We start from the raw sequence: 281 nt of genomic DNA, 5'->3' as shown, positions 1-281 counted from the left end.
CATTTGGACTCTCAAATTTATCCCACAAATAAAACAAGTAACCTAAGTCACGAGAGTACCTTTGGAACCTTTCAAAAATTGTATTCGTCGGAGCAATAGTAAAAGTTTGAACTAACTCATCTTGTTTCTCTAAAAGCATCGTCATCATTTTTATATCACTGGTAAAAGCAACTTTTCCAACATCATAAATACCTTTTCGCCCAGCTCTACCTGCAATTTGTTTTATTTCTTGTGAGGTTAATCTTCGTCTTCTTGTACCATCAAATTTTTCATTTTCTAAA

General features: G+C 33.1%; 1 protein-coding gene. It reads right to left on the bottom strand.

Going from position 1 to position 281, the window contains the following annotated elements:
- Window positions 1-281 (bottom strand): hypothetical protein (locus AOA60_RS23840; protein ID WP_218240821.1); only part of this gene is annotated, 281 nt, incomplete at both ends.

Source organism: Pseudomonas sp. 2822-17 (genome assembly GCF_002742485.1).
GTDB lineage: Bacteria > Pseudomonadota > Gammaproteobacteria > Pseudomonadales > Pseudomonadaceae > Aquipseudomonas > Aquipseudomonas cyclaminis.
This window is presented reverse-complemented; position numbering and strand designations above follow the sequence as displayed.